Source organism: uncultured Microbulbifer sp., from assembly GCF_913055755.1.
Classification (GTDB): Bacteria; Pseudomonadota; Gammaproteobacteria; order Pseudomonadales; family Cellvibrionaceae; genus Microbulbifer.
This window is the reverse complement of the sequence record NZ_CAJXKH010000026.1, coordinates 11,430-37,044: the sequence shown is the minus strand read 5'-3', so window position 1 is coordinate 37,044 and position 25,615 is coordinate 11,430. Positions and strand designations below refer to the sequence as shown.

The following is a 25,615-nucleotide window of genomic DNA, read 5'->3' as shown; positions in this document are numbered from 1 at the left end:
GCAGCAGATTCGCTTTGCCTCCGACATCCTGCTGGCGGAAGCCAACGGTGTGTCCGATAACCCGCTGGTCTTCACCGATGAAGAGAACCCGGAAAACTCCGACATCATTTCCGGCGGTAACTTCCACGCCGAACCGGTAGCGATGGTCGCCGACAATCTGGCACTGGCAATTGCGGAAATCGGCTCCCTGTCCGAGCGACGTATGGCACTGCTGATCGACTCCAACCTGTCCGGCCTACCGCCTTTCCTTGTGGACAACGGCGGCGTGAACTCCGGCTTTATGATCGCGCAGGTGACTTCTGCCGCACTGGCGAGCGAGAACAAGACCTTCGCCCACCCGGCGAGCGTCGACTCACTGCCGACCTCCGCCAACCAGGAAGACCATGTTTCCATGGCTACCTTTGCCGGCCGTCGTCTGCGGGATATGGCCGACAACACCTGCGGCATCCTCGCCGTGGAAATGCTCGCCGCCTGTCAGGGCCTCGACTTCCGCGCACCGCTGAAAACCACCGGGAAACTGGAAAGCGCCAAGGCCGCCCTGCGCGAACGCGTTCCTTTCTATGACAAGGACCGCTACTTCGCGCCGGATATCGAAGAGGCCAAGCAGTTGCTGGCAAGCGCCTATTACCGCGAGTATCTGGCGCCGGAGATGCTGCCCAGCAACCAGTAATTCTCCGTTTGCCAGCCTTCGCCTGCGCCGCGTCATGTGCAGGCGAAGGCTGCTTTATACGGAAATGAAAAATACGGGAATGGAAACCAGATGATTAATTGCCGGCTTTTAGTGCTGCCTCTGATGACTGGGATCCATATTTTTTTACCAGCTTGCCGCTCATCTTTCCGGTAGCCGCCCACACCAGCAGCGCTACCCAGGCAATCCAGGAAAGTCCCGCCGGGATATTGGCGAGGAAGATTTTTCCCAGGTGATTACGATTGCAAAAAATCGCGATCAGACTCGGCAAAAACCAGACTGCAAAGAAAAAGATAACGAAAATGGCTGTTTGCAGCGGGTCCATTTGCGCAATCAGGCCGAAGAATTCAGAAAATTTTTGTTCCAGGTTTGACAGCATGATGACAGTCTCTGATTGGGTTAATTGTTAGATCACACCTACTGCAGTACCCGTCCAATCAGGTTCCTTACAAATTATTTCCACCGGATTCGAAATTTTCTCGTTGCCAGCGGGCAATCTGTTGCTCACTGCTTTTGATCTGTCGCCAGTACCAGAGACTCCAGCCCCCCATACCCATCGCAAAGGCGAGTATCCAGCTGATAGCCTGCGCGCTATCGCCGACAAAGATCGGCTCGAGCCAGCCAAAGCGGGACAGCCACTGCCACACCGCAAAAATAGCCAGCTCCGCCGCAAACAGTAACCAGGCAAAGCGCAACATGCGCCTTTTGCGCACCAATCGCAGGCGGGCAAGATCGAGATAACCGCGGGTGGACTCCTCCAGCGGCTCCCACAAACCGCGGCGGTTGGACACCGAAAAGGCCATCGCCAGCGTCAGTAATATCACCACCAGCAAGGCACGCCAGGGAGCATCGCTGAGCCCGCTGTTCAGCATAAGGTACAGCCCACCCATACCGACAACAATGGAGCCGGCCCACTCGAGCAGTGCAAACAACCGCATGCGCCGCTCCTGCCTGCCCACCTGCTCCCGAATGACGGCAGGCACCGGTACGGCAATCGGCGCCTGCTGCCAGAGCTCCGCGAGGCTATCCAGTCCATCGTCTCCACTGAAGTCCGCTGTGTTCTTGTCAACCTTGTTCTGATTCATTCGGTCTCTCGCATTTTCGCGTTTAGTCGCTCGCGGGCGCGGTTCAGGCGCACCGCTACGTTGGACTCGCTGATACCCAGCACTTCGGAGATTTCGCTGTAACTCAGCCCCTCGAAGCGCAAGGTCAACGCCTGGCGCATCCCCAGAGACAACTGCGACACGGCCCGCAGCAGCCGCTCTGCATCGCGACTCTGGATCAGGCGCATATCCGGCCCGGGGCTTTCATCGGTCAGGTCGTCCAATAGCGCGCTGTCGCCACTATCGCGCCGGCGCGTGAGCTGGGTGACGCTGCGGTTGTGGGCAATGCGATAGGCGAAGGTGCGCAGGCTGGAGTCTCCGCGGAAACCGGGCAGTGCCCGCCAGATGGCCAACCAGATTTCCTGGGTCAGGTCCTCCTGCTCCGCCCGGTTGCGCGCATAGCTGCCGGCCAGGCGCGCAATGCCCCCACCGCAGTCCTCGATCAGTTGCTGAAAAATCTGTTCGCGGGCGTCCAAGTCGTGATTCTTCTATCCATGTGTTCAGGGCCGCTGTAGGCGGGTATTGGCACTTACTGTACCCAGCCGCGCCGAAACCTTACAAAAATTTTGCACGCTCGCCCCCGGCCACCACGGGTCACCACCAAAACCAGATCAAGTATCACAGTCACAATTTGGCCCAGATTGACGTTTACGTTAACGTAAACGTCAACTAGACTTCGGGCAGATCTGAGGAATGGCCCTATGAGCACCACCGCCGACAGCTACAGCATTTCCGAGCTGGCCCAGGAGTTCGGGATCACTACCCGAACTATCCGCTTCTATGAGGACAAGGGGTTGCTGACCCCCCAGCGGCGGGGGCAAACGCGGGTGTATACCCCGGAAGACCGGGTGCGCCTGAAGCTGATCCTGCGCGGCAAGCGCCTGGGCTTCTCGCTGGATGAGAGCCGGGAAATCATCGATATGTACGACCCGGCCCACGGCAATGTGGACCAGCTGAATCGGCTCCTCGACCGTATCGACGCCAAGCGCCAGCAGCTGCGTCAGCAACAGCGGGATATCGAGAAGATGCTCGCGCAGCTGGACGAGGCGACCGCCCGCACCGAGGTGGCGCTGAAAGAACACAACGACTGAAATTTCACTGACTTTTAATCGAACCATACTCTGACTGATTCATCGCGGAGCAGCCCATGAATACTCCTTACCCAACCCTGAACTTCGGCCTCGGTGAAGACATCGATATGCTGCGGGATATGGTCTACAAGTTCTGTCAGGCAGAACTGGCCCCGCGCGCGGCACAGATCGACGAGGACAATCTGTTCCCCGCCGATATGTGGAAAAAATTCGGTGAGCTGGGCCTGCTGGGCATGACGGTGGAAGAGGAGTACGGCGGCACCAATATGGGTTACCTGGCCCACGCGGTGGCGATGGAGGAAATTTCCCGCGCGTCTGCGTCTGTCGGCCTGTCCTACGGCGCGCACTCCAACCTGTGTGTAAACCAGATCCGCAAGAACGGTACCCACGAGCAGAAGGCGAAGTACCTGCCGAAGTTGTGCTCTGGTGAGCATATCGGCGCGCTGGCGATGAGTGAGCCGAATTCCGGTTCCGATGTGGTGAGCCTGCAGTTGAAGGCGGAAAAGAAGGGTGACCGCTTTATCCTGAACGGTAACAAGATGTGGATCACCAACGGTCCGGATGCGGACACTTATGTGATCTACGCGCGCACCGAGCCGGGTATCAGTTCCGGTGGTATTACGGCGTTTATCGTTGAGCGCGGTTTCAAGGGTTTCTCCCAGGCGCAGAAGCTGGACAAGCTGGGCATGCGCGGTTCCAACACCTGCGAGCTGGTGTTCGAGGACTGTGAGGTGCCGGAGGAGAATATTCTGGGTCAGCTGAACGGCGGTGTGCGCGTGCTGATGAGTGGCCTGGATTACGAGCGTACGATTCTGTCCGGTGGCCCGGTGGGCATCATGCAGGCGTGTCTGGATGTGGTGGTTCCGTATATTCACGAGCGCAAGCAGTTCGGTAAGGCGATCGGTGAGTTCCAGCTGATGCAGGGCAAGATTGCGGATATGTATACGGACCTGAACGCGAGCCGTGCGTATCTGTATGCAGTCGCGCGCGCCTGTGATCGCGGTGAGGATTCGCGCAAGGATTCTGCGGCGGTGATTCTGTTTACCGCGGAGCGTGCGACGCAGATGGCGCTGCAGGCGATCCAGACCCTGGGCGGCAACGGTTACATCAACGAGTACAGCACCGGTCGCCTGCTGCGCGATGCCAAGCTGTATGAAATTGGCGCGGGCACTTCCGAGATTCGCCGCATGCTGATTGGCCGCGAGCTGTTTAACGAGACTCGCTAAGTTCTTGATTGGGTCCGCGTGAGCTTCGTTGTTAGCTCCGAGGCGGCCCTGCTACCGGTATTGGTTTGCAGGACACGCCGTGAACCCATCCATGGGGGCTCTGCAAAAACATCCTGTTTTTGAAGGTCCTGCAAACCAATACCGGCATCAGCGCCTTCGCTTTTGGCACTGTGCACGAATCAACTTCGTAAGATTTTATGAACCAGATTCAGAGCAAGATTAATCCCCGCGATCCGGCGTTTGCGGAAAACCGCGAGCAGATGCAGAAGATCGTCGACGATCTGCGGGAAAAGCTTGAAAACATCGCCAAGGGCGGCAGTGAGCGCGCGCGGGAGAAGCATGTTTCCCGCGGCAAGTTGCTGCCCCGCGACCGCATCGATACGTTGCTGGATCCGGGCAGCCCGTTTCTGGAGTTTTCCCAGCTGGCCGCCTTCGATGTGTATGGTGAAGACGTGCCGGCTGCGGGAATACTTACCGGTATCGGTACTGTTGCCGGGCAGCCGTGCGTGATCGTCGCGAACGATGCGACGGTCAAGGGCGGAACTTACTACCCGCTGACGGTGAAGAAACACCTGCGCGCACAGACGATTGCGGAGCAGAACAATCTGCCGTGTATTTATCTGGTGGATTCCGGCGGTGCCAACCTGCCGCGCCAGGACGATGTATTCCCGGATCGCGAACATTTCGGTCGTATTTTCTTCAACCAGGCCAATCTGTCGGCGAAAAATATTCCGCAGATTGCGGTGGTGATGGGCAGCTGTACTGCCGGCGGTGCTTATGTGCCGGCGATGGCGGATGAGTCCATTATGGTGAAGGAGCAGGCGACGATTTTCCTCGCAGGTCCGCCGCTGGTGAAGGCAGCGACCGGGGAGGAGGTTTCTGCGGAGGAGCTGGGTGGTGCGGAGGTACACTGCAAGACGTCCGGGGTTTCCGACCACTTTGCCAATAACGATACCCACGCACTGGAGATTGCGCGCAACTCTGTGGCGCGGTTGAACCGGGTAAAGAATCCGGGGCTGGATATCCACAAGCCGATCGAGCCGATTTATCCGCCGGAAGAAATTTACGGCATTGTGCCGAAGGATTCCCGCCAGCCGTTCGATGTGCGCGAGATTATTGCGCGGGTAGTGGATGGCTCCGAGTTCGATGAATTCAAGGCGCTGTACGGCACAACGCTGGTGACCGGTTTTGCGCGTATCCACGGCTACCCGGTGGGCATTGTTGCCAACAATGGCATCCTGTTTGCCGAAAGCGCACAAAAAGGCGCGCACTTTATCGAGCTGTGTGCACAGCGCAATATTCCGCTGGTATTCCTGCAGAACATCACCGGTTTCATGGTGGGCAAGCAGTATGAGGCCGGCGGTATCGCGAAGCACGGGGCGAAGATGGTGACTGCGGTTGCCACCGCCAGGGTGCCCAAGATCACGATTCTGATCGGCGGTTCTTTCGGTGCCGGCAACTACGGCATGTGCGGCCGCGCCTACGATCCCAACTTCCTGTTTATGTGGCCCAATGCGCGCATCTCGGTGATGGGCGGTGAGCAGGCGGCGGGTGTGCTGGCGCAGGTGAAGAAGGATCAGATGGCCGCGCGGGGTGAGGACTGGAGCGAGGAAGAGATCGCGAAGTTCAAGCAGCCGATCATCGACGACTACGAACACCAGGGACACCCCTACTACGCCTCCGCGCGTTTGTGGGACGATGGTGTGATCGACCCTAAAGATACCCGTACCGTGCTGGGACTGTGTCTGGCGGCGGCGACCCATAAAGAACCTGAAGAGACCAAGTTCGGGGTCTTCCGCATGTAGTATGGTGGCCCGTTCTGGCTTCAGTGCGGGCCCTGCTACCGGTATTTGTTTGCTGGACACGCCGTGCACCCATCCATGGGGGCTCTGCAAAAACATCCATGTTTTTGAAGGTCCAGCAAACAAATACCGGTATCAGGTCCTTCCTGGCTTCGAACCAGCCAACTACATGCCTATTAAAGCTAAGGAAATGACATGAGCGAAAAAATGCTGTGCGAAATCGATAACGAAGGCGTAGCGACGGTTACCTTGAACCGTCCGGAAATTCACAATGCCTTCGACGACGACCTGATTCGCCAGCTCGGTGAGACCTTCGACAACCTCGCTCGCAGCGGTGGTGTGCGGGCGCTGATTCTGGCCTCCAACGGCAAGAACTTCTCCGCCGGTGCTGACCTGAACTGGATGAAGCGCATGGCGGATTACAGCGAAGAGCAAAACCGCACCGACGCCGCCACCCTCGCGGCCATGCTGCACAAACTGGACAATTTCCCCGCGCCTACCATCGCCCGGGTGCAGGGCGCCGCATTTGGTGGCGCTGTGGGTCTGGTGAGCTGCTGCGATATCGCCGTCGCCACCCGCCGCGCCAGCTTCTGCCTGAGCGAAGTAAAAATCGGCCTGCTGCCGGCGACCATCAGCCCGTATGTCATCAATGCCATTGGCGCCCGCCAGGCGCGGCGCTACTTTGTCACCGCCGAGCGTTTCTCCGCGGAGCGCGCGCAGGAAATCGGCCTGGTTTCCGAAGTGGTTGCAGAGGGCGACCTGGACCTGACGGTACAGAAGCTGGTGAACAGCATTACCGACAACGGCCCCAACGCGGTCACCATGGCCAAGCAACTGGCCATGTCCATGTCCAACCGGGTAATCAATGAGGAGCTGCAGGGCCAGACCAGTGCGCTGATCGCGGCGGTACGGGTTTCCCCGGAGGGTCAGGAAGGACTGAGCGCTTTCTTAGAAAAACGCGCACCCAGCTGGATGAATACCAGCGAGGAATAACTTCTGCAGACTGGATCCCGGCTCAAGGCCGGGATGACGATAGCCAAGTCACAGCGCGCGCTCGTCATTCCGAACGTGATTCGGAATCCACAAACTAACGAAGTACTGAAATTAAAATCGAAGGCCGGGCGCCGGGGATGGGTTAACAGCGGTCCTGAAAACCCATCCCCGGTGGCCGGCCGCCGCAGCCCAGGAGCAGAGCTCCCGAGGAACTGTGGCACGGTCCAAACAAAGCGATTTAAAAACCAGAGCCAGTTATGATTCGCAAACTGCTGATCGCCAATCGCGGCGAAATTGCCTGCCGTATTATCCGCACCGCGCGCCGCCTCGGTGTCGCCACTGTTGCGGTCTATTCCGATGCAGACGCCAACGCCCTGCACGTCCAGCAGGCCGACGAAGCCGTCCACCTAGGCCCGCCACCGGCCAGGGAATCCTACCTGGACATCGACAAGGTCATCGCCGCCGCCAAACAGACCGGCGCCGACGCCATCCATCCCGGCTACGGCTTCCTGTCGGAAAACGCCCGCTTCTGCCGTGCGTGCGAAGAGGCCGGCATCATCTTTGTCGGCCCACCGGCCACCGCCATCGAGGCCATGGGCTCCAAATCCGCCGCCAAGCGCATCATGGAAGACGCCAACGTTCCCCTGGTGCCGGGCTACCACGGCACCAACCAGGACCCCGGCATCCTCGAAGGCCACGCCAACCGTATCGGCTACCCGGTACTGCTCAAGGCAGCCGCCGGCGGTGGCGGCAAGGGCATGCGCAGGGTCGACAGGGCCGATGACTTCCATGCGGCACTCGATGCCGCCAAACGGGAAGCGCAAAACGCCTTCGGCGACGACCTGATGCTGATCGAGCGCTACGTGGTCAATCCGCGCCACGTGGAAATCCAGGTGTTCTGCGACAAACACGGGAAGGGGGTGTACCTGTTCGAGCGCGACTGCTCGGTACAACGCCGCCACCAGAAAGTGGTGGAAGAAGCACCGGCGCCGGGCCTCAACCCGGAAACCCGCAAGAAAATGGGTGAAGCCGCCCTGCGCGCCGCCCACGCCATCGGCTACGTGGGCGCCGGCACCGTGGAATTCCTGCTGGACGCCAGCGGTGCCTTCTACTTTATGGAAATGAACACCCGCCTGCAGGTGGAACACCCGGTGACCGAAATGATCACCGGCCAGGACCTGGTGGCCTGGCAGCTGGCGGTCGCCGCCGGTGACGCTCTGCCATTGGAACAGGACGATCTGTATATCGTCGGCCACGCATTCGAAGTGCGTATCTATGCGGAAGACCCGGACAATGACTTCCTGCCGTCCACCGGCAAGCTGCTGCGGCACCAGCCCCCGGCGGAAGACAAAGGTGTGCGCGTGGACACCGGGGTTCAGACCGGCGACGAAATCAGCGTGCACTACGACCCGATGATTTCCAAGCTGATCGTACACGGCAGCAACCGCCGCGAGGCGCTGGCAAAACTGGACCGCGCCCTGCAGCAGTACCAGATTGCCGGCCTGCGCCACAATATTGAATTCCTGCGCAAGGTGATCAACCACTCCGCGTTTGCCAACGGCCGCGTCAGCACGCACTTTATCGAAGATTACGAGCAGGAAATCCTGCAGCAGGAACAGCAGCTGAACGCACTGCAGTGCGCCGGTATTGCCGCGTTCCTGCACCACCACGATAACCGTGTACTGCACCGCGCCGCGCCGAAGGCGGACCCCTTCTCGCCCTGGCACAGCGGCAGCAACTGGCGCAACGGCCTAAGCGTTTGGCGCAGCCACCGTGTTGAAGTGCACGGCCAGGAAGTAGAAGTCCGCTATTGCGGCAACGATGACAAGCTCGACTGGCAGTGCGCCGCTGCCAGCGACGCCCACAGCGGCAGCATTACTTCCCGCCACGGGCAGAGCATCGCCATCGTCGACGGCCGCCGCGTGAGCTACACCAGCGTGTCCGATGGCGAACAGGGAACCGTATTCATCAATGGCGATCAGGCGGACTTCAGGATTCTGCCGGCGGATATTGGCGAATCCGCGGAATCCGGCCACGGCCTTGAGGCGCCGATGAACGGCACCATCGTCACCCTGCTGGTGGAGCCCGGCAGCGCAGTGGAAAAAGACCAGCCGCTGCTGGTGATGGAGGCCATGAAAATGGAACACACCCTGCGCGCCCCCGCCAAAGGCACCGTCAGCCAGTTCTTCTGCGCCGCCGGTGAACTGGTGGACGGTGGCAGCCTGTTGATCGACTTCGAAGCGGAGGCCTGAGCATGCACCTTCCGGAACGTGTAAAGATCGTCGAAGTGGGCCCCCGCGACGGCCTGCAGAACGAGAAGCAGCCCATCTCCGTGGCAACCCGGATCAAACTGATCGACCTGCTGAGCGACAGCGGCCTGCAGGTGATCGAAGCCGGCAGTTTCGTGAGCCCCAAGTGGGTGCCACAGATGGCCGCCAGCGAGGAAGTGCTCGCCGGCATCCAGCGCAAACAGGGCATCACCTACAGTGCTCTCACCCCCAATATGGTGGGTTACCAACGGGCGAAGGAAGCCAGCGCGGATGAGGTAGCCGTGTTCGGCGCGGCATCCGAGAGCTTTACCCGCAAGAACATCAACTGCTCGATCGAAGAGAGCCTGGAACGCTTCCGCCCGCTGGCGGAACAGGCCCGCGCGGATGGCATTCCCGTGCGCGGCTACGTGTCCTGCGTCCTGGGCTGCCCCTACGAGGGCGAGATCAGCGCGCACAAGGTGGCCGAGGTCAGTCTGGCGCTGCTGGAGATGGGCTGCTACGAAATCAGCCTGGGGGACACCATCGGTGTCGGCACCCCGGAAAAGGCCAGGCGCATGATCGAGACGGTCGCGGGCAAGGTGCCAATGGACAAGCTCGCGGTGCACTTCCACGATACCTACGGCCAGGCACTGGCGAACATCTATGCCGCCCTGCAGACGGGTGTCGCGGTGGTGGATTCCGCGGTGGCCGGGCTCGGTGGCTGCCCCTATGCCAGGGACGCCTCGGGCAACGTGGCCAGCGAGGACGTGCTGTACATGCTCGATGGACTCGGCATCCATACCGGGGTCGACCTGGGCAAACTGGCGCAGGCCGGCAACTTCATTTCCGCGGAGCTCGGCCGCGAGAGCAACTCCCGGGTGGCCAGGGCCATCAGTGGTTAAACAGAAAGCAAAGTCACGGTATTCACCCTGATCTGCTAACATCGGGCGCTCGTTGATCACCCAATACGCACAGCGCCCGATGTCTACCCCATGAAAGCCTTACGTTTTACCCTGCTTACCCTTGCCGCCCTGCTGTTACTGGCCGCCCTGGTGGCGCCCGGCCTGATCGGCCCGAAAGTCGAAGAGACCCTGCAGCAGCAACTGGCCCGGCAACCCAATATCGAAGTCACCGGCTACCAGCGCGGCTGGTTTGGCGCCGAGGCTCTGACCCTGCTGAAAGGCAAGGACGGCGCCACCGAGGTCTACAGCGAGATCCAGCACGGCCCGCTACTGTTTACCCGCGGCGGCCCCCGCATCGGTGTCATCTACAGCGCAACCCGCCTCAGTGGCCAGCAGCTGGAGCCCGCCCTGAGGCGCCAGCTGGAAGCCTATTACGGCCCCCTCGAGGCCGGGGTGGAAAAGAGCCCGCTGCTGCTGGAAACCCTGGTGGGTCCCAACGACCGGGTCACCAACACCCTGCATCTGCTGCCCATCGAGCGCAGCGAAGGCGACCAGCGGATCCTGTTCAAAGGTGCCGAGATTCAGCTGGTCACGGACTTCCAGGGCCAGCAGCAGGACAGCAGCTTCCAGCTCGGTGAGTTCGTGCGCATGGACGGGCACCGGGAGGCCCTGTACCTGCAATCCGGCGAGGGCAGTTTCACTCTCGACGGCAATGGTGCCGGCACCCTGCAGCTAACACTGCCGCTGGTGCGCGCGAACAACGATTCCGGCCCCCTGGAGCTGCAGGATGTGCAGCTGGACTATACCGGCGAACTGGTGGCCCAGCGCACCCTGAAGGTTCAGACCAACCTGTCCCTGCCGGTAATCCAGTCCGCAACCCCGGCCAGCGCCCTGACCCAGCAGATCCACCTGCCGGCCATCGGCTACGACGACCTGCACCACTACCTGTACAGCCTGCTGCTGACACCGGCATCCCAGCGCAACTGGGCACAGGTGTTCGAGCGCCCGCTGAAAATGCAGCAGCAGCTGGATATCGAAACGGCCAATGGACCGGTGCAACTGCAGGCAGATGTTGACTGGGCGGGTATGCCGCGCAACCGCCCGGTGAAAAACGACAAGCTGTTCTGGCTCGACAACCTCAGCGGCACCGCCAACATCACCGCCGCCGAACAGGCGCTGACCCAGTCCCCGCTGATCATGCAGGCCAACACCCTGAAACAGTACGGCCTGCTGATCGAAAACAACGGTGAACTGACGATGCACCTTGAGGTGGATCGCGGCAACCTCAAGGTCAATGGTCAGCCACTGCCCGCGGACCTGTTTATCCTGGCCATGGCGGGAAATTTCTGACCTCCCCTGTGCCCACGCCATTAGCCCCTCCCGGTGACTAAAGGCGTGGGTACAATATTTAATGTCTCAAGTTGCCGGCTTCGATCAAGGTCGGTGCCCGCTTAAAGCTTAATTGCTGTTTATTTTTCGCCTCGCTCTCCAGCCCCATCCTGTTGCTATCATGTCTCCCGACGCACCATCCCTCGCCAATTCGCGCTCTCGTTGCCCTACGTCAAATAGATAAAAAACCTTTTCCCACCAATAAAAATTTCCCCCGAAATTTCTGTACAGAAAAAGACCCGAAGTAACAGTTTGTCACACGTGCGCGGAACGTCACCGACTTGTTCGTCATGTGTTTTGTTGGAATGAACCAGCAGGCGCACTGCCATCCGTGATCATCGACGTTCAATTCAAGATGTATCGATATCCGTCGAGAGTACTGGGTTGGTGCCCCGAGTTAACAAAGTAATCAGGACTGTTATGTTTAATAAAAAGAAAATGGCTGTAGCCATCGCCTCCGCACTGACGATTAGTGCTTCGGTAGGCGCATCGCAAGCGGGCTTTGTCTCAGAGAACCTGGCGGCGTGGGCAACCTCGGATCAGCAAAAAACTATCCACCCCATCGAGCAGTATGACTGGGAGGGACAACCCAACCAGCAGGTGAAAAAGCAGCATCGCGTATTTAGCGAAGAGCAAGGTCTGCGCGGCACACACACTTATATTGTGCAGCTCGAAGGCGCCCCCCTTTCCACCTATGAGGGCGGGATTGCAGGTCAGCCAGCCACCTCCAGCCTGGTCAAGAGCGCGCGCCAGCAAAGGGGACCGCTCAACCTGCAGCAGCCCGAAATTGCCGGCTACCTGAACCACCTGGAGCAGGCGCGCGCAAATGTGCTGAACAATGCAATGCAGCAACAGGGCCTGTCCCTGAAGGTGAAAAACAGCTTCGCTGTGGCACTCAATGGTTTCACCACCGAATTGACCCAGGAAGAGGCCAAGCGCCTGGCCAAGGTTCCCGGCATCAAACGCATCAGCCGCAACACCATCAAGCAACTGCAGACCTACAACACCATCGAACAGAGCGGCGCCCATGCTGTATGGCAAGGTTCCGCCGCAACCACCGGAGAACTCAAGGGTGAAGGCATGGTCGTCGGTATCATCGACACCGGCATCAATACCGATCACCCCTCTTTCGCCGAAGTTGGCGGCGACGGCTACGTGCATGTCAATCCGCTCGGTGAGCAATTCCTCGGCGACTGTGCCGATGACCCCTCCCTGTGTAACGACAAGCTGATCGGGGTTTATTCCTACCCGGAAATTACCGCGGCATACAGCGACCCGGTGTTCGAGGAATCCCGCCCACCGGTGGGTGAGGACTACCACAGCCACGGCTCCCACGTCGCCGGTACCGCTGCCGGCAACATTCTGCAGAATGTGCCATACAAGGTGCCCGAATCCACCGCCCAGGGCAGTGGTATTGAAACCAACCTGGAGTTCGCGCAGGTGTCCGGCATGGCGCCGCACGCCAACATCATTTCCTACCAGGTATGCTGGCCCGGCGGTTCCGGCGACCCCTATGCGGGCTGCCCGTCTATTTCCCTGATTGCAGCGATTGAACAGGCAGCGATCGACAACGTTGACGTGATCAACTTCTCCATCGGCGGATTGGAAGAAGACCCCTGGCTGGACCCCATCGAGCAGGCGTTTTACAACACTGCCAAGAGCGGTGTGTTTATTGCCGCAGCCGCGGGCAATAATGGCCCCGAGCTGGCCTCTGCGGACCACTCCTCGCCCTGGCTGACCACCGTTGCCGCGCACACCGCGCTGAACACCGTCACCTACTCCGACAAGCAGCTCAACGCCATGGTAGGTGGCGACACCACCCCGCCGGAAGCCATTGGCGGACGCGGTACCAATTTTGAGTCCCTGACCGGCACGGTGGTCAATGCGGCCAATTTCACCAACCCCAACGAAAATTACAGCTATGCGCAGGCCAACTGCGACAGCGAGTATCCGGCTGGTTTCTTCGATTTTGCTGACGACCCGCTCACTACCGATATCGATGAAAGCCTGCAAGATGTGATTGTGGTGTGTAAGCGCAGCTCCCAGCCGCTTGTCTACAAGGCACAGAATGTTGCCGCCGGCGGTGCCGAGGGTATCGTCATCTACAACCAGTCGTCCTACCTTGATTCCCAAATCATTCCCGACGTCACCTATCCGATCCCGGCGATCCACATCAAGAATGTCGACGGCACCAAGCTGACCAGCTGGCTGTCCAGCGGTTCCGGTCACACCGCCACCATTACCCCAACCAGTGCCGATCTGGAAGACCTGTCCGAGCAGTACACTGCATATTTCTCCAGCCGCGGGCCGTCCTACTTCGGTATCGACACTCTGCTGGTGGATGTCGCCGCCCCCGGGGTCGATATCTACGCACCGGCCTCTGACGACCAGCCGTTTACCAGCTATCCCAGCACATCCGACTGGACGACGATGTCCGGCACCTCCATGGCCAGCCCGCACATTGCCGGCGCGGCCGCACTGCTGCGACAGTCACACCCTGAGTGGACACCGATGGAAGTGCAGTCCGCGCTGATGATGACCGCCAGCAACGACCTGAAAAATGCCCGCTTCCTGAACAACTACGCCAGTGATGGCTTTGATTCAGGCCTGCAGGATGCCGGCGCCGGTCGCCTGCGCGTGGACATGGCCAACAAGGCGGGCCTGGTACTGGATGAATCCATGGAAAACATGGCGGAAGCCGACCCTAACTTGGGCGGGTTTCCGAAGCGCCTTAACACCGCGTACATGGTGGACAACACCTGCACAAGTGAGTGCTCCTGGGTGCGCACCTTTACCGCTACCGAAGATGGCAGCTGGACTACCAGTGCGGAAACCTTTATCGGTGAATTCGAGATTTCCGTCGAGCCCGCCAGCTTTACCGTGAAGAAGGGTGAGAAGGTCTCCATCACCGTTACCGCGACCACTCAGGACACTGCCTCTACTGCCCAGTACACCGATCTTACCGGCAACCAGGGCCAGGTCATCCTGACCCCGGCCAATACCGCCTCCCCGGTGCTGGAACTGCCGGTGTGGACCTATGACGACAGCGCAGGGCTTCCGGACCACGTTCGCGTGGAAGCGCACCGCACATCCGGCGTAGTTTCCGTGGGCCCGATTAAGTCCGGCGATATTTCCGACTTTACTGCGCGCACCTTCGGCATGGTCAAGGGCGACATCACCAGCCAGTTGGTCTACAGCGACACCACCGGTGGTAACCCCTTCGATGATCTCGAGCAGGTCATGGTCACCATGACCCCGGTAAGTGAAGGCAGCAAGATGGTTGTTTCCCAGGTTGCCGGTGAAAACACCTCCCGCACTCTGGTATTCATGGGTATGGACAGCAATGGCGACGGCCTGCCATCCGACGATGAAATGCTGTGCATGTCCACCATGTATGATGCCGCCAACTTCTGTGCCATCCAGGAACCGCTCGCCGGTGATTACTGGACAGTGGTCAGTAACCTGACTCCGGTTCCCTACGGTACAACCGATGAAGGCCTCGAAATCAAGCTGGCCACTGGTGTGGTCGGTGCGGACAACGGCCAACTGTCTGTATCGGCGCCCAGCCAGGTTTCCGGTTACGAAGAGTATGAGATAGACCTGAGCTACAACCTGCCGCAAATGGAAATTGGTGATTACTATTTCGGTGGTTTCGATGTCGGCAACAATGCCAGCGACCCGGGCAATATCGGCTATGTTCCGGTAATCGTGACGCAGGTGGATGACGATGTGACCTTTACCGCGAGCCAGTCCAAGGCGAAAGCCGGCGATACTGTGGATTTCTCCATCAAGGTCATCGCCAACAATGAAGCGCAGGCGCGCGCCTTCACCCTGGATACCAGCTTCCCGGAAGGTATCGAAATCATCCCGGACTCCATCGTTGCATCCGCAGCGACACCGGCAGAAGTAACTGTTGAAGACAATAGCCTGATGCTGGACGGTGTACAGGAGACCACCCGCGACGTTGTGCGCAATTACAAGGTGACCACCTCCAACAACGACCCGATGTGCTCCCTGACCGCAGCCAAATCCCCCTACCCGGGCTACCTGGATCTGCGCCCCCTCGGATGGCGCACTCTGGAAGGGGTGGAAGGCCGCTACTACAACGCTGCCGAGTACTCGCTCAAGGAGTTGATGGCGACCGACCAGGATGTGACCATCCCTTACTTCAACACCAAGCAGTACGACACCATCAACATCAGCCCGGCCGGTGCGGTGTTCTGGGGCAACCGCCGTATGCCCTCGACGCACCTGGAAATGCCCGACGGGGCCTATTTCATGCCGATGCCGGAAGACATCATCGCCCCCTTCTGGGTCGGCGACCAGATGCTGACCCGCTACGACAGCGTCTATCCCAATCACCACCTCAACGCCGGTGTAACGCCCACCTATACCTGGGACCGCGAGTGGCTGGTATTGGAATGGGACAACGTCGAGCGCAGCAACGCCCCGGGCCACCTGGTGGACTTCGAAATGTTCCTGCGCACCAAAATCACCTACGAGCCGGGTGAGTATGAAATGCTGTTTGCATACGACAACCTGAACCTCGCGGACGATCAGGGCTCCATCGGCTTCAAGTCCTATATCGGCCGCCTGTTGGTGGATGGTGATATTCCGGTCGACGTATCCGCGGGTGAGAGTGTTGCCTTCGATAACGTGAGCAGCGCGATCGATAACGAGACCGTGGTGTGTATGGACTACACCGGTCCGGAACAATCGCAGTTCTACGTGAACTTCCAGGGCTATGTGTCCCAGCAGGCTGCCGGTGCCGTTCACACCATTGCCCTCAACAACGGGCTGGTTGGCTCGGAGAATGAACTACTGGAAGTGACCCTGGACGTAACCGGAAACATCCAGCTGTCCCCGGTGGATGACATCGTGCTGGATGAGGGTGAATCCGCCAGCTTTACGGTGAACTACGCCGACGAAAACAACGTCAGCAATATCATCGAGCTGGTGGGTGAAGGCTTCAGCTACGAAGTCAGCGGCCACGAGTCCGGCAGCACCGTGACCATCACGGCGGAAGAGGGCTTCCACGGCGAACAGCAAGTGATGCTGGTGGTCCGGGACTCGGTAGCACCGAGCGACGCCGCAAGCCAGCCGTTCACCCTCACCGTCAACAAGGTGAATACCGCTCCGCAAGTGGCGGTATCCGTCAGCAATGGCAAGGTTGGCAGCAACATCCAGATGGATGCCAGCGGCTCCTCTGACAAGCACAACGACCCGCTGAGCTTCAGCTGGGCACAGGTTGATGGCCCGTCCGTCTCTCTGGAAGGTGCCGATCAGGCCGTTGCCAACTTCACCCCGAGTGAAGCGGGAGACTATGTCTTTGAAGTTACCGTCAGTGACGGCGAGCTGAGCGCGACCGAGACCGTCACGGTTTCCGTCAGCGAAGACAGCAGCACTGTGGAAACCAAGAAGAAGAAGTCCGGTGGTTCGACTTCAGCCTGGATGCTGTTGATGCTTGGCATCGCTGGTGTCCTGCGCCGTCGCCGCTTCTTCCGTTAACGCCGAACAAAACTGCCCGGCTACGGCCGGGTAGTTTTTTACAGGCAAAAAAAAGAGCGGCCAGCTGGCCGCTCGAGCTTTCTCTCACCGTTTACCGGCTTTACCTCAAATCTTTTCCCCTCGGGCGTGTCAGCCTCAGGAGTAGGCGGGGCGGTTGTCCGCCAGGGTCAGCCAGCCGCGAATCACGCGGTAGACCATCCATACCCAGCTGATCCCCCAGACCGCAAAGCCCACCAGGATCCATACCGTCGCCCAGCCCACCACAAACCACAACAGGCTGTACCAGAAGGTGCGGATCTGCCAGCGAAAGTGGGATTCCGCCAGTGTCCCGCGCACATCACCAAGCTTTACATAGTTGATCAGCACCCCCACGAAGAAGGGCACCGCCGTGAACAGGCTGATGGCCTGGATCAGGTATACCAGCGTGGCGATATCCCGCGCGGAGCGCTCGCGCTCCTGGGCCGCAGGGGTCGGATACTGCTCAGACATGGACTCGTTTCCGCTCGTGAATTCCAGACCTAGTTTACGGGGAATTCGCAGTTAAGGATAACCACTTTCCGGTGCAACTGGTCGCGACAGCAACGGTGTTCACCGCAGCGCCCACTCGGTGTGCACATTTTTCTCCCGCCAGGATTTCAGCTGCTGTACCGAGCTGCGCATCAGGCCGAGAATCTCCGAGCGCTGGTGCCGGCAGTAATCCCGCTCACTGTCGATGGACAGGCGCGCGGCAACCGCCTTCAGGCGGCTTGCCACCATTTCCAGTCCCACGCTTTCCGCTTCCGCGGCAATGGCCTGGGCCTGGTGCTGGGCGTCGATCCAGTGGCGACCGGTAAGCGCACTGGTGAACGCGGTAATTTTCTTTGGCAGGTTCGACAGGCGGTCGCCCACCAGTTCGGCGAATGCCAGGTGGCCCAGAGTGTCCCGCTGGCGCTCGAGAGTGACCGGATTCAGTACCTTGGACGCCCGCATCGGCTTCCCGGAAGGTGCACGGCGGCGGGTTTTCTCGTCTACCCAGTTCAGTAACTGCACCAGCTGACCTTCGCTGGGCTTGGTCGGGAGAATCCCGGTCAGACCGCGGGCGACAAAGCGCTCCTTGTCTGCCTGTGTCGGCGATTCCACCAGGCCGAAAATCAGTAGTGATTCATTGACGTAGTCGCCGCGGATCTTGCGCGCGGTTTCCACACCATCGATCAGCGGCAACTGCACATCTACCACTACCACGTCATACTGCCCCCGGAGCGCAGCATCGGCGCCGTCGACCCCGTTGGATTCACGGCGCACGCGGTGACCGTGGGCCTCCAGGCGCGCGCGCAGTGATGGATGGGCGTCGTTTTCGATCAGCAGAATTTGCAGTTCGCGCTGATTTTCCTCCGGCGCGTTTTCCGGGGCCGGCTCCTGGGAGGCAGCCTGACCCTTGCGCTGGATTTCCTCCACGCCGCTGCGCAACTGGCGGCACTGTCCCAGAGCCGCTTCCGCCAGCTGACGGGTGTCTCTATCTTCCCCGCGGGACAACAGGCTCATGGTGCTTACCAGTGTTTCCAGCGGTTTGCGCATGCGATGACCGGTGATGGAAAGAAAGTCCCGCTGCTCTTCCTGAGCTTGCTCCAGCTCGGTTCTGGCGCTCTCCAGCGCCTTGTCACGGGCCATCAGTTCGTGGCTGCGGGACTGTACCTGGCGGAAGAGTTTGGCATTTTCCGCCTGCAGGTCTGCCACCTTGGCGGAAGCGGACTCCTCGATGGCGGCAATACGCATCCGGCTGGCCAGGAAACCGCCGAGGCCGGCGAGCGCAGCCAGCCCCGTGAGCAGCACCCAGATAACCGGCAACCGGGTATCCAGCAGGAACGACTCCCCGGGAAAAGCGGCAGCAACCTGGGGACAGCAGGCAGCGATTACCGCCAGCCAGGCGACCGGAGGGGATTTACGGCCCAACAAGGCGCGCTGGGCCTGATAGAAACGGGAGCTGTTTGCGCTGGCGTTGGCATTGCAGCCACCCGCCGAACGGCCGTAGGTCATGGTCATGTCTTCCTTGCAACCACAGAGAAGTGACGGGTCAATCCTGCGACCCGCTGACACAAGGGAGCCTTTATTGCTCTTGTATCACTACTGTTATGTGTTCGATTTTTAACCCGCTTGCCCGCTGCGGTTCACGCAGCCAGCCGGCTCCGTACACTAATCCGGAATCCTAAATAATCCAAATCCTGGCACCAGGCAAGCCTGAAAGCGCCAACCGGTTCAAAATATTACAAACAGGCTGGCGCCGCGGGCAATTATTGCCATTTATATGACCGGTCCTTCCCGCAGGTCAAGTAAACAGTAGGGATTGTCAGTTCCGGGCCGCTTCGGCAGGGCCGAGTACGCCGTGCTCGGGCCCCCGCAACCAGATCCCGCGCAGCCAGTCGAGATAGATGCCATACGGACGCCCCAAAGCTCCGGCGATCACTACGAAGGTAGCACTGGCTGTCAGAATTTCCACTGCGGAAGCGCCACCAAGCACCATATTGAGGATATACAGGGGCAGCTGGAAGCTGAGGAAGACGAAGGTATCCACCCCGTAGCTGTGCAGGCCACCGCGATGGCCGAAGCGCCCCACTACCCAGTTGCGGTACAGGCTGAACGGGCGCGCAATGGCGGTATTGAACAGCACCGCGAGCAGGCGCACCTTGAGGTGCTCGTGCCAGCTCATACCTGCCAGCACCACTTCGATGGGGATAGCGATCAGCCAGGAGAAGCTGTTCATGGCGAACACATCCAGCAGCCACTCCCGGCGGCGGGACACCGGCGCGCTGGGGGCGTCGTGGAGTTGCGGCTGCTCCTCCTCAATCACCATCACCGGAGGGGATACCGGGATGGCGTCGGTGGCCTGGGTCAGGGATTGGGGGGACATGTCTGCATCAGTCTCACATTGATCGCTCATTATTTACCCAGTTTTACCGGGCGACGGCGATTATATTCATCGGAGACGGAAAAGCTAGGCTATATAGATTAAAAAATTATTACATATCCATAATTCATCCTAATTTATACGAAAAATCAAAATACACATCCGGAAAATGGCTAATTTTGAGCTAAAGCCCCCCTTCACCACCTCCCTGGATCCCGGAGCGGCCTGTCACGGTGGCGGGGTTGCACGTTAGACTTTCCCCAGCTATGCAAACAGTTGCATAACTTGCCCCTTCCGCGGCCACCCCTGGAGCAGTCATGTCCCTGCGATTTGCCGTCCTCACCCTGCTGGATATCGAGCCGGGCAGCGGTTACGACCTCAAGCGCCGTTTTGAGCGCAGCATTTCCCACTTCTGGAGCGCCAGCCACCAGCAGATGTACCGGGAACTGCACAAGCTCCACCAGGAGGGGCTGCTGGACTGTGCCGAGCAGCCCCAGGAAGGCCGACCGGACAAGAAGGTCTACAGCCTGACGGATGCCGGGCGCGCGGCGCTACAGGAGTGGGCCGAGAAGCCGGCGGCGCCGCAGAAAATCCGCGAGCCCTTCCTGATCCAGCTGTTTGCCGGTCACCGCCTCACCAGCGCGCAAATGCGCCGCCAGCTGGAACGGCACCTGGAGCAGCACCGGGCCCTGCTGGAAACCTACCAGGAACAGAACCGCCGCTTTTACAGCCGCGATCCGGAACACCAGCAGCGCCTGTGGCTCGCCCACCAGCCACTGCTGCTCGGGATAGAAACGGAAAAGACCTGGATTCGCTGGGCGGAGCAGCTGCTGGCAAGGCTGGATGAGGAAGGAGACAGCTGAGCCCCCTGCGGGCTTCCCGGCCACCTATTCGAACGCGTCGGAGGGGATATGGCAGACCACCTCCAGCTTGTGTCCATCCGGATCCAGTACCACGGCGTTGTAATAGCCCTGGTGGAATTCCGGGCGCAAAGCCGGCGCATCCTTCTCCTTGCCGCCGGCCTGTATCGCCGCGAGGTAAAACGCCTGCACCGTCTCCCGGTCCTCGGCGCGAAAGGCGATGTGGAGTGCCGGTGCGGTACTGGAACCGCCCTTGATCAGCAGCTCCGGCTTGTCGCCCCAACCAAAGCCCGCCCAGTCGCCCATTTCCATCACCAGCTCGTAACCCAGTGGAGCCAGGGCAAACTGGTAAAACTTCTTGCTGCGCTCGTAGTCGTGAATGATCAGCCCGATATGATCCAGCATTCCGGTGGTCTCCAAACACTCTGAAGTCGTCTCTGCCTGCGGGCGTGCGGCAGCCGGTGCCGCACCAGGGGCCCGGATAAGCAGTATAGGTGGCAGTAGTTGATGGAGCGGAAGTTGATGGAGCAGAAGTTGATGGGAATGAGGTCGATGAAATGGGGCCCGACAGGTGCAGGCGGGATCAGGATTGGCGGGAAAGCCATTCATCCCGCAACAGGCCGAGAATCACCGCGTCCTGGATTTCACCCAGATGGAAATAGCGCTGGCGCATCAGCCCCTCGCGCTGAAAGCCGAGGAACTCCAGCAGCCGCAGGGAAGCCAGGTTGCGCGGGTCCACATCCGCACTGATGCGACGCAATCCGAGGCGGGAAAAGGCAAACTCCAGCAGCGCCGGCAGGGTCTGTCGCATCAGCCCGCAGCCCCAGTGCGCGGGTGCCAGCGCGAAACCGATTTCGGCCTGATAGATTCCACCGGGATAGCGCTCCAGACCGGCCAGGGTGGTGGTGCCGACCACCTCCCCGCACCATTCCAGCCCCCACTGATAGAGCGCACCGGTCAGGAACCCCTGCTGGATCGACAGCAGGTATTCCCGCGACTTCTGCTCCGTATCCTGCAGTTCCCCGGACATATACCGCACCACTTCCGGCGCGGAAAAAATCTGCTGCAACGCTGGCAGGTCGGCTTCCGTCAGCCAGCGCAGGCGCAATTCCGGATCAGTGGAAACGGCAATTTCGGGCAGGCCAATAGCGAAACCATCCGGGTTCATAGCAGGTGCAACAGACTCAGGGCGCCGTAGGCTACGACACCACAACCAAATACAAACTGCCCCAGGATCAGCGCGCGAATGGCAAAGGTGTAGCGCACAATGCGGCCGTGGGAGCGGGCATCGAGGGCAAACAGGCGCGCCTCTTCGGGGAAATTCAACTCCAGCGCCCTCAGCCCCGGCACCGCGAGACTCAACAGCTGCCGGCTGCGGGCATCCACCACCCAGAACACCGCGGATACGATCACCACAAAGCCACCGAGCAGTACCAGGATCAGTGGGGCAAAACCCTTTTCCACCGCGGTAAATACACCACCATCGGCAAACATCGACAGCACGACAAAAAAATTAAACCCCTTCAGGCGCTGCTCCGCATTGAAGCGGTAGTGCTCGCAGAGGTACTGCTGTTCATTCACTATTTACTTCCCCTGAATTCCCCTGGCGCCCAACACGGCTACTGAATTTTTCCTCACCCTGTTTATATTCAGGGAACAATCAAAACATCGGTATTGGAACGGCCGAGGATTCGCTCGGCGGTATTGCCCAGTACAAACCCACGCGGCCCCCTGCGCACACCGCGCCCGACCATAATCATGCGCGCCTTGGTGCGGTCCACTAAACGATTGATCTCGGCCGCCGGCTTGCCGACAACGAAATGGGTTTGCCGGCTGCTGGCACCACTCTCGTCGATCATGTTTTTCAGTAAATCCTTGAGTCCATCGAGCTGTTCGCGGAACGCGGCGGATTCCACCATCATCTCCGGAATCGGCATACAGGCAACCAGTTCCAGCTCCGCATCGAGCCGTTGCGCCAGCGCCCCGCCCTGCTGCAGCAGGCGGTGATTGAGTGCGACGTGCAGTTTATTGTCCAGGGCCGGATCCAGTGCCGCCACCATGCGGTCGCGCTTGATCCAGTGGGTATTGACCGCAATCCACAGCGGCACCGACGTCTGTTCGATCAGTCGCCAGTCAATGGAACCGAAGCCGCCGCGACCAAATTGTTTCTGCGCGGTTTTCAGCACCAGGTCACAGGGTTTTGTCGTGAGGTAGTCGCCCACCCAGGTGGGAATATCGTGGTGCCAGACCACCTCGGTAGTGGTCTGTTCCGGCAGGCTGTATTCCTGCCCCAGTTCCTGCAGCCAGTTGGCGCGCTCTTTCTGCAGCTGTTCGCTGAGGTCCAGCAGCGAACCGGCAAGCACCGGCAGTCCTATCACCGGCTCGTACACAAAGCTCACCAGATGCAGGTTGATCGCCGTTTTTTCTGCAAGCTCCAGCGCCCGCTGCAATGCGATCTGTTCGTGCTTGGGTTTGTCCAGGATGACGAGAATATTCTGCATGACGCCTCCGATGCGGTTTGGTGCAAATACCTTTGCCCCATTAAATCACCGAGGACCCGTTTTGTCTTTAGCCCTAAACGTTGAACCAATCATCCGGCAACAAAAAGCAATTCGAAGTATATGTGTGGAAGTTAAGGCGGAGTGCTGGGTATTCGTTTTCGAAAGCGTCGGCGCCATGGACGGCGCCGACGCAGCTTACAGGGATGTATTCACAGCGGTTTCGAAAACGAATATCCAGTGCTCCACCGCCACTGCACCTGCTAAGGCCAGGCAGAGCTAGCGGCAGAAGGAAGGGCTATTTGTTAGCCCGATGATCAATCAGCTCGTCGACCACAGAAGGATCGGCGAGCGTGGAGGTATCCCCCAGGGTATCCAGCTCGTTACAGGCAATCTTGCGCAGGATACGCCGCATGATCTTGCCGGAGCGGGTCTTCGGCAGGCTCGGTGCCCACTGGATGATATCCGGCTTGGCGATGGGGCCGATTTCCTTGACGCAGAGATCGATCAGCTCCTTGCGCAACTCTTCCGAAGGCTCGCGGCCATTCTTCAGGGTCACGTAGCAGTAGATGCCCTGCCCCTTGATATCGTGCGGGTAACCCACCACCGCGGCCTCCGCGGTATCCTCGTGCAGCACAATGGCACTTTCGATTTCCGCGGTGCCCAGGCGGTGACCGGACACATTGAGCACATCGTCGATACGTCCGGTAATCCAGTAGTAGCCGTCCGCATCGCGGCGCGCACCGTCACCGGTAAAGTAATAGCCGGGGAAAGTGGAGAAATAGGTATCGATCATGCGCTGGTGATCACCGTACACGCTGCGGATCATGCTCGGCCAGCTGGCCTTCATCACCAGTGCCCCCTCGCCTTCACCCTCGATCTCCTTGCCCTTCTCATCCAGCAACGCCGGCTGCACCCCGAAGAACGGCTTGGTCGCAGAACCGGACTTGAGGTCGATGGCCCCGGGCAGCGGGGTGATCAGGTGCGCACCGGTTTCGGTCTGCCACCAGGTGTCGACGATCGGGCAGCGCTCCTCGCCCACCACCTTGAAATACCACTCCCAGGCCTCCGGGTTGATCGGCTCGCCCACGGTGCCCAGCAGTTTCAGGGAACTGCGGTCGCACTTGGTGACGAAGTCGTCGCCGGCGCCCATTAACGCGCGAATCGCGGTGGGAGCGGTGTAGAAGATATTGACCTGGTGCTTGTCCACCACCTGCCAGCAGCGGGACGCGTCCGGGTAGGTGGGCACCCCCTCGAACATCAGCGAGATGGCGCCGGCGGCCAGTGGGCCGTAAACAATGTAACTGTGGCCGGTAATCCAGCCCACATCCGCGGTGCACCAGAACACATCGCCTTCCTTGTAATCGAAGGCGTATTTGAAGGTCATGGTGGACATCAGCAGGTAGCCGGCGGTGGTGTGCAGCACACCCTTGGGTTTGCCGGTGGAGCCGGAGGTATAGAGGATAAACAGCGGGTCTTCCGCGTTCATGGCTTCCGGCACGCAATCCGCGCTCTGCCCGGCCACGGATTCCGCGTACCAGATGTCGCGCTTGCTGTCCCAGTCGATATTGGCGCCGGTGCGCTTCACCACGATGGCGGTGTGCACGTCAGGGCAGCTGGCCAGGGCCTTGTCCACGTTCGCTTTCAGCGGCACCTTGCGGCCGCCGCGCACGCCTTCATCGGCGGTAATCACCAGGCGGCAGTCGGAGTCGAGAATGCGATCTTTGAGGGAGTCGGGAGAGAAACCGCCGAACACCACCGAGTGCACTGCACCAATGCGCGCGCAGGCAAGCATGGCGTAGGCAGCTTCCGGGATCATCGGCATGTAGATACACACCCGGTCACCCTTGTGGATACCGCGCTCCTTGAGCAGGTTGGCAAGGCGACACACATGCCCGTGCAGTTCGCCGTAGGTAATGGTCTTGCTGTCGGCGGGGTCGTCGCCTTCCCAGATAAACGCGGTCTGGTTCGCGCGCGCGGGCAGGTGGCGGTCGATACAGTTCACGCTGACGTTCAGTTCGCCATCGGCAAACCAGACAGCGTGCCCTTTGCTCAGGTCTTCTTCACAGGCTTTGGTAAAGGGTTTGCTCCACTGCAGGAAATCGTTGGCCTGCTGGGACCAGAAGGCCTGGGGATCTTCCACGGACTGGCGATACATGCGCTCGTAGTCGTCTTTATTGACGTGAGCATCGGCAGCAAAGGCTTCCGGCACCGGATGGATGTGCACTTCAGACATCGTTTTCTCCCTTATTAGAATTATCGGGTTTTGCGCGCGCACCGTCTGCAGCGGGCAGAGCCCTGTCCCGCGAGATCATTTCCGGTTTTACCCGGCTACAGGTGCGCACCTTGCGCAGTTTTGACCGCGTATTTTCCCGATCAGTTATACCACTGGCAGCCGCTGAATGACAACGCTGTCAACTATCCT

General features: G+C 59.8%; 21 protein-coding genes. 10 read left to right on the top strand and 11 right to left on the bottom strand.

The genetic code is table 11. The annotated features are described in order from the left end of the window. Positions 1–670, top strand: a 670-nt coding sequence (locus QZ511_RS06660; protein ID WP_295800809.1) for an aromatic amino acid lyase, incomplete at its 5' end; no start/stop codon positions are given. A gap of 94 nt (positions 671–764) precedes the next feature. Here QZ511_RS06660 and QZ511_RS06655 read toward each other — a convergent pair. From QZ511_RS06655 to QZ511_RS06645, 3 genes are all read right to left on the bottom strand, one after another. Beyond that, on the bottom strand, positions 765–1,067 hold the full coding sequence (locus QZ511_RS06655; RefSeq protein ID WP_295800807.1) for a superinfection immunity protein: 303 nt from the start codon (positions 1,065–1,067) through the stop codon (positions 765–767). Between the two features lie 67 nt (positions 1,068–1,134). Continuing rightward, a complete protein-coding gene (locus QZ511_RS06650) occupies positions 1,135–1,773 on the bottom strand; it encodes a hypothetical protein (protein WP_295800804.1) in 639 nt (212 codons plus the stop codon). Next, the gene (locus tag QZ511_RS06645; protein ID WP_295800803.1) at positions 1,770–2,267 is read right to left on the bottom strand and encodes an RNA polymerase sigma factor; all 498 of its coding nucleotides are present in this window, start codon (positions 2,265–2,267) and stop codon (positions 1,770–1,772) included. Before QZ511_RS06645 ends, QZ511_RS06650 begins: the two co-directional genes overlap by 4 nt. Positions 2,268–2,492: 225 nt before the next feature. Here QZ511_RS06645 and QZ511_RS06640 point away from each other — a divergent pair, with 225 nt between their 5' ends. From QZ511_RS06640 to QZ511_RS06605, 8 genes are all read left to right on the top strand, one after another. Then, positions 2,493–2,882, top strand: a complete 390-nt coding sequence (locus QZ511_RS06640; protein ID WP_295800798.1) for a MerR family DNA-binding transcriptional regulator — start codon at positions 2,493–2,495, stop codon at positions 2,880–2,882. Positions 2,883–2,938: 56 nt separating this feature from the next. Further along, a complete protein-coding gene (locus tag QZ511_RS06635; protein ID WP_295800794.1) occupies positions 2,939–4,108 on the top strand; it encodes an isovaleryl-CoA dehydrogenase in 1,170 nt (389 codons plus the stop codon). Positions 4,109–4,305: 197 nt separating this feature from the next. Continuing rightward, complete coding sequence (locus QZ511_RS06630; protein WP_295800792.1) at positions 4,306–5,913, top strand: carboxyl transferase domain-containing protein; 1,608 nt, start codon at positions 4,306–4,308, stop codon at positions 5,911–5,913. 192 nt (positions 5,914–6,105) lie between these two features. Next, complete coding sequence (locus QZ511_RS06625) at positions 6,106–6,903, top strand: enoyl-CoA hydratase/isomerase family protein (protein WP_295800790.1); 798 nt, start codon at positions 6,106–6,108, stop codon at positions 6,901–6,903. A 257-nt stretch (positions 6,904–7,160) separates the two neighbouring features. Beyond that, positions 7,161–9,155, top strand: a complete 1,995-nt coding sequence (locus QZ511_RS06620; RefSeq protein ID WP_295800785.1) for an acetyl/propionyl/methylcrotonyl-CoA carboxylase subunit alpha — start codon at positions 7,161–7,163, stop codon at positions 9,153–9,155. A gap of 2 nt (positions 9,156–9,157) precedes the next feature. Continuing rightward, positions 9,158–10,054 (top strand): hydroxymethylglutaryl-CoA lyase, encoded by an 897-nt coding sequence (locus QZ511_RS06615; protein WP_295800783.1) that lies wholly within the window; start codon positions 9,158–9,160, stop codon positions 10,052–10,054. A gap of 90 nt (positions 10,055–10,144) precedes the next feature. Beyond that, positions 10,145–11,404 (top strand): DUF945 family protein, encoded by a 1,260-nt coding sequence (locus QZ511_RS06610; protein WP_295800780.1) that lies wholly within the window; start codon positions 10,145–10,147, stop codon positions 11,402–11,404. A gap of 459 nt (positions 11,405–11,863) precedes the next feature. After that, positions 11,864–16,951 (top strand): S8 family serine peptidase, encoded by a 5,088-nt coding sequence (locus QZ511_RS06605; protein WP_295800777.1) that lies wholly within the window; start codon positions 11,864–11,866, stop codon positions 16,949–16,951. Between the two features lie 135 nt (positions 16,952–17,086). Here QZ511_RS06605 and QZ511_RS06600 read toward each other — a convergent pair whose 3' ends face one another. The 3 genes from QZ511_RS06600 to alaE form a co-directional block, all read right to left on the bottom strand. Continuing rightward, positions 17,087–17,440 (bottom strand): hypothetical protein, encoded by a 354-nt coding sequence (locus QZ511_RS06600; protein WP_295800774.1) that lies wholly within the window; start codon positions 17,438–17,440, stop codon positions 17,087–17,089. Between the two features lie 99 nt (positions 17,441–17,539). Beyond that, positions 17,540–18,964 (bottom strand): response regulator, encoded by a 1,425-nt coding sequence (locus QZ511_RS06595; protein ID WP_295800771.1) that lies wholly within the window; start codon positions 18,962–18,964, stop codon positions 17,540–17,542. 310 nt (positions 18,965–19,274) lie between these two features. Continuing rightward, positions 19,275–19,865 (bottom strand): L-alanine exporter AlaE, encoded by a 591-nt coding sequence (alaE, locus tag QZ511_RS06590; RefSeq protein ID WP_295800768.1) that lies wholly within the window; start codon positions 19,863–19,865, stop codon positions 19,275–19,277. A gap of 284 nt (positions 19,866–20,149) precedes the next feature. Between alaE and QZ511_RS06585 the strand changes: the two genes are divergently transcribed. Beyond that, the gene (locus tag QZ511_RS06585; RefSeq protein WP_295800765.1) at positions 20,150–20,695 is read left to right on the top strand and encodes a PadR family transcriptional regulator; all 546 of its coding nucleotides are present in this window, start codon (positions 20,150–20,152) and stop codon (positions 20,693–20,695) included. Positions 20,696–20,719: 24 nt separating this feature from the next. Here QZ511_RS06585 and QZ511_RS06580 read toward each other — a convergent pair whose 3' ends face one another. From QZ511_RS06580 to acs, 5 genes are all read right to left on the bottom strand, one after another. Further along, positions 20,720–21,097, bottom strand: a complete 378-nt coding sequence (locus tag QZ511_RS06580; RefSeq protein WP_295800762.1) for a VOC family protein — start codon at positions 21,095–21,097, stop codon at positions 20,720–20,722. Positions 21,098–21,275: 178 nt separating this feature from the next. Next, positions 21,276–21,860, bottom strand: a complete 585-nt coding sequence (locus QZ511_RS06575; protein ID WP_295800759.1) for a GNAT family protein — start codon at positions 21,858–21,860, stop codon at positions 21,276–21,278. After that, on the bottom strand, positions 21,857–22,273 hold the full coding sequence (locus QZ511_RS06570; protein WP_295800756.1) for a hypothetical protein: 417 nt from the start codon (positions 22,271–22,273) through the stop codon (positions 21,857–21,859). Before QZ511_RS06570 ends, QZ511_RS06575 begins: the two co-directional genes overlap by 4 nt. Before the next feature lie 68 nt (positions 22,274–22,341). Further along, complete coding sequence (locus QZ511_RS06565; protein WP_295800753.1) at positions 22,342–23,193, bottom strand: universal stress protein; 852 nt, start codon at positions 23,191–23,193, stop codon at positions 22,342–22,344. A 295-nt stretch (positions 23,194–23,488) separates the two neighbouring features. Next, positions 23,489–25,426 (bottom strand): acetate--CoA ligase, encoded by a 1,938-nt coding sequence (gene acs, locus QZ511_RS06560; RefSeq protein WP_295800750.1) that lies wholly within the window; start codon positions 25,424–25,426, stop codon positions 23,489–23,491. Positions 25,427–25,615: the final 189 nt, after the last annotated feature.

Excerpts from the sequence above, each read along its gene's own strand:
- QZ511_RS06575 (WP_295800759.1), bottom strand. The coding sequence starts at position 21,860 with ATGAACCCGGATGGTTTCGCTATTGGCCTGCCCGAAATTGCCGTTTCC.
- QZ511_RS06610 (WP_295800780.1), top strand. The coding sequence starts at position 10,145 with ATGAAAGCCTTACGTTTTACCCTGCTTACCCTTGCCGCCCTGCTGTTA.
- QZ511_RS06630 (WP_295800792.1), top strand. The coding sequence starts at position 4,306 with ATGAACCAGATTCAGAGCAAGATTAATCCCCGCGATCCGGCGTTTGCG.
- QZ511_RS06655 (WP_295800807.1), bottom strand. The coding sequence starts at position 1,067 with ATGCTGTCAAACCTGGAACAAAAATTTTCTGAATTCTTCGGCCTGATT.
- QZ511_RS06565 (WP_295800753.1), bottom strand. The coding sequence starts at position 23,193 with ATGCAGAATATTCTCGTCATCCTGGACAAACCCAAGCACGAACAGATC.
- QZ511_RS06580 (WP_295800762.1), bottom strand. The coding sequence starts at position 21,097 with ATGCTGGATCATATCGGGCTGATCATTCACGACTACGAGCGCAGCAAG.
- QZ511_RS06620 (WP_295800785.1), top strand. The coding sequence starts at position 7,161 with ATGATTCGCAAACTGCTGATCGCCAATCGCGGCGAAATTGCCTGCCGT.
- QZ511_RS06635 (WP_295800794.1), top strand. The coding sequence starts at position 2,939 with ATGAATACTCCTTACCCAACCCTGAACTTCGGCCTCGGTGAAGACATC.
- QZ511_RS06585 (WP_295800765.1), top strand. The coding sequence starts at position 20,150 with ATGTCCCTGCGATTTGCCGTCCTCACCCTGCTGGATATCGAGCCGGGC.
- QZ511_RS06595 (WP_295800771.1), bottom strand. The coding sequence starts at position 18,964 with ATGACCTACGGCCGTTCGGCGGGTGGCTGCAATGCCAACGCCAGCGCA.
- QZ511_RS06650 (WP_295800804.1), bottom strand. The coding sequence starts at position 1,773 with ATGAATCAGAACAAGGTTGACAAGAACACAGCGGACTTCAGTGGAGAC.
- QZ511_RS06605 (WP_295800777.1), top strand. The coding sequence starts at position 11,864 with ATGTTTAATAAAAAGAAAATGGCTGTAGCCATCGCCTCCGCACTGACG.
- QZ511_RS06625 (WP_295800790.1), top strand. The coding sequence starts at position 6,106 with ATGAGCGAAAAAATGCTGTGCGAAATCGATAACGAAGGCGTAGCGACG.
- QZ511_RS06615 (WP_295800783.1), top strand. The coding sequence starts at position 9,158 with ATGCACCTTCCGGAACGTGTAAAGATCGTCGAAGTGGGCCCCCGCGAC.
- acs (WP_295800750.1), bottom strand. The coding sequence starts at position 25,426 with ATGTCTGAAGTGCACATCCATCCGGTGCCGGAAGCCTTTGCTGCCGAT.
- QZ511_RS06600 (WP_295800774.1), bottom strand. The coding sequence starts at position 17,440 with ATGTCTGAGCAGTATCCGACCCCTGCGGCCCAGGAGCGCGAGCGCTCC.
- QZ511_RS06640 (WP_295800798.1), top strand. The coding sequence starts at position 2,493 with ATGAGCACCACCGCCGACAGCTACAGCATTTCCGAGCTGGCCCAGGAG.
- alaE (WP_295800768.1), bottom strand. The coding sequence starts at position 19,865 with ATGAGCGATCAATGTGAGACTGATGCAGACATGTCCCCCCAATCCCTG.